The following is a 2364-nucleotide window of genomic DNA, read 5'->3' on the forward strand; positions in this document are numbered from 1 at the left end:
GGCACAGGATGCCCCGCCCCCGCGCGAACATCACGATGTCCCACAGCGACAGGAAGTACCCCGCGAAGTCCAGCGCCGCGATGAGCCGCAGCTCGTGGTCGATCTGCTTCGTCACCGCCGGAGGCACGCCCCCCGGATAGCGCGTGCGCAGGCCTGCCTCCGTGAGCACCCGCAGGTGCGCGTCCGCCGTGCGGCCTTCTGGCAGGTCCTCCTCCGGGAAGCGGTAGTGCAGCGCGTCCAGGGACGCCTCGCAGCGCGACGCCAGCTCCACCGTGCGCGCCAGCGCCTCCGGCCGATCCGCGAACAGCCGGGCCATGTCCCCAGGGGACTTCAACGTCCGCTCGGCGTTCGGGAACAGCCGCGTGCCCGCCTGATCCACCGTCACCCCGTGGCGGATGGACGTGAGCACGTCCTGGAGCACCTGCCGGTCGCGGTGGTGCGTGTGCACGTCGTTGTGGACCACCAGCGGCACGCCCAGCGCGCGGGCCAGCGCTTCCGCTCGCGCCTCCCGGGCCGCGTCTCCCGCTGACAGCGAGCGGCTCAGGCCCACGTGGAAGCTCCCGGGAAACGCCTCCGCCAGAGGGGCTACCGCCTCCAGCGACGCGGGCCCCGGGAGCAGCGCGAGCAGCCCCGACGCGTGCTCCGCCACCTTGCGCCAGGGCACGCCCGCCTCGCCTTTGGGGTGCGTCATCCGGCCGTGGGACACCAGCCGGCACAGGTTCGAGTACCCGGTCGCGTCCCTCGCGTACACCACCACCGGAGGGCCGTCCTCCAGCGTCAGCTCCGCGGCGAGGAGCAGCTTCACGCCGTGCTCCTTCGCCGCGTGGTGCGCCTTCACCACGCCGTAGAGCCCATCCCTGTCCGTCAGCGCCAGCGCGGACAGCCCCAGCCGGGCCGCGGTGGCCACCAACTCCTCCGGATGGGAGGCGCCGTGCAGGAAGGAGAAGTGGGACCGGCACACCAACTCGGCGTAGCTCACGCCTGATCAGGATACTGAGCAGACGTTCAGGCGCTAGATTGGATCTCCGTTTCGCGAGCGGGCGACTTCATGGGTTGTGCCAGGCCCGGGCCCGGCTCAGTACGGGTCCCGGCGGGGGCACCGGGTGACGTTCAAGAAGTTGCGGATGCCCGTCAGTTCCCCCCGTAGCTGTAGTTGTAGGACTCCGTGCTGGAATAGGAGCAGACGCAGCTTTCGAAACCCACCTGCACCGTGCGCGTGTTGTCGCTCCAGTGGGGTGCGTACCACTGCAAGGTCCCGTTGCAGGGATAGGCCAGTTGGCTTCGCGTCCCGGACTCCTCGGGGGCTTCCGCCTCTTCCTTCGGCAAGCAATGGCAAATCAAACGCAAACCCTGTCGCCATCATTTGCCACTTGAGGCGGAATGCGCGGATTCGACTGTCTTCCGCATGGCAATCCAATCTCATGGAGTCTGGCTTGTTATTGAAAGGCGGAAGGATTTCCCGCAGGGTGGCGGCCTCCCCTCCCCTGGAGACACGACATGAACCAGCGTTCGAAGCTGCTGCTCGCCGCCGCAAGCATGCTCCTCCTTCCGCTGACCGCCAGCGCGCGGCCGCCCGAATGTGACAACCAGTGCAGCCCCACCCGGTCCTGTACCCTGCTGTGCACCATGGGCAGTTCGGTCATCACCTGCGGCGAATTCGGCGTCTGCAGTGGCGCCCTTCCGGTGCAGCCGTCCGAACCGCAGGCCTCCGCGCAACAGCCCGCGCCCGCCCAGGCCGACGACACGGAAGCCGTCTGCCGCGCCCCCGACGATCAGGCTCAGGGCTGACAGCTGTCGCGGTCCCTCCTCCTGGAGCGGTGTCTCCACCGACTCCAGGAACGGGGTTTGATTTGCCATTGGGTTCCGGGCGAGCATGCGCCGCGCTGTCTTCGTCTCACCGACAGCCTTCAGCCGCAGTGGTGCTACTCGTTCCCGAGGTGCCTCATGACGCTGCTTCGCCGATCCCTGCTCCTGGTCCCCGCCCTCCTCCTCGCGCCGCTGACCGCCAGCGCCCGTCCGCCGGATTGCACCAACACCTACTGTGAACAGGAGTCGTGCGCCGCCCTCTGTCTGGAGGCCGGACACATCATCACCTGTGGTGATTACGGCGTCTGCATCGGCTCGCCGGTGGCGCAGCCCTCCGAGCCACAGGCCTCCGTGCAGCCCGTGGACACCGACGACGCGCCGGAGGCGGTCTGCCGCGAGCCCGCGACCCAGAGCTAGGTCGTGTCCGCGAACTAGGGGGTGTCCCTAAACGAGAGAAGATGAACTGCGGCCGAGGGTAGCAGTCGTGCCCTCGGCCGAGCATCAGCAGGTGGGGTTGCACTGAAGCGGGGCCATTGCCTACCCCAGGGGATGCACCGA

At 68.5% G+C, this 2364-nt stretch carries 4 protein-coding genes; 2 read left to right on the plus strand and 2 right to left on the minus strand.

Annotated features, from left to right (window positions below):
• Together D7Y11_RS42340 and D7Y11_RS42345 are read right to left on the minus strand one after the other, a co-directional pair.
• Positions 1–979, minus strand: a 979-nt coding sequence (locus D7Y11_RS42340; RefSeq protein WP_126936498.1) for a PHP domain-containing protein, incomplete at its 3' end; no start/stop codon positions are given.
• A 152-nt stretch (positions 980–1131) separates the two neighbouring features.
• Positions 1132–1326: a hypothetical protein gene (locus D7Y11_RS42345; RefSeq protein ID WP_126936499.1), complete on the minus strand. Its 195-nt coding sequence runs from the start codon at positions 1324–1326 to the stop codon at positions 1132–1134.
• A 171-nt stretch (positions 1327–1497) separates the two neighbouring features.
• Between D7Y11_RS42345 and D7Y11_RS42350 the strand changes: the two genes are divergently transcribed.
• Positions 1498–1788, plus strand: coding sequence for a hypothetical protein (locus tag D7Y11_RS42350; protein ID WP_126936500.1), 291 nt, complete (start codon positions 1498–1500; stop codon positions 1786–1788).
• 156 nt (positions 1789–1944) lie between these two features.
• Entirely contained in the window at positions 1945–2223 is a 279-nt protein-coding gene (locus D7Y11_RS42355) for a hypothetical protein (protein ID WP_126936501.1), read from the plus strand.
• Positions 2224–2364 lie beyond the last annotated feature (141 nt).

This window comes from Corallococcus sp. AB018 (assembly GCF_003986945.1).
GTDB classification, from domain to species: domain Bacteria; phylum Myxococcota; class Myxococcia; order Myxococcales; family Myxococcaceae; genus Corallococcus; species Corallococcus exiguus.

Excerpts from the sequence above, each read along its gene's own strand:
- D7Y11_RS42355 (WP_126936501.1), top strand. The coding sequence starts at position 1,945 with ATGACGCTGCTTCGCCGATCCCTGCTCCTGGTCCCCGCCCTCCTCCTC.
- D7Y11_RS42350 (WP_126936500.1), top strand. The coding sequence starts at position 1,498 with ATGAACCAGCGTTCGAAGCTGCTGCTCGCCGCCGCAAGCATGCTCCTC.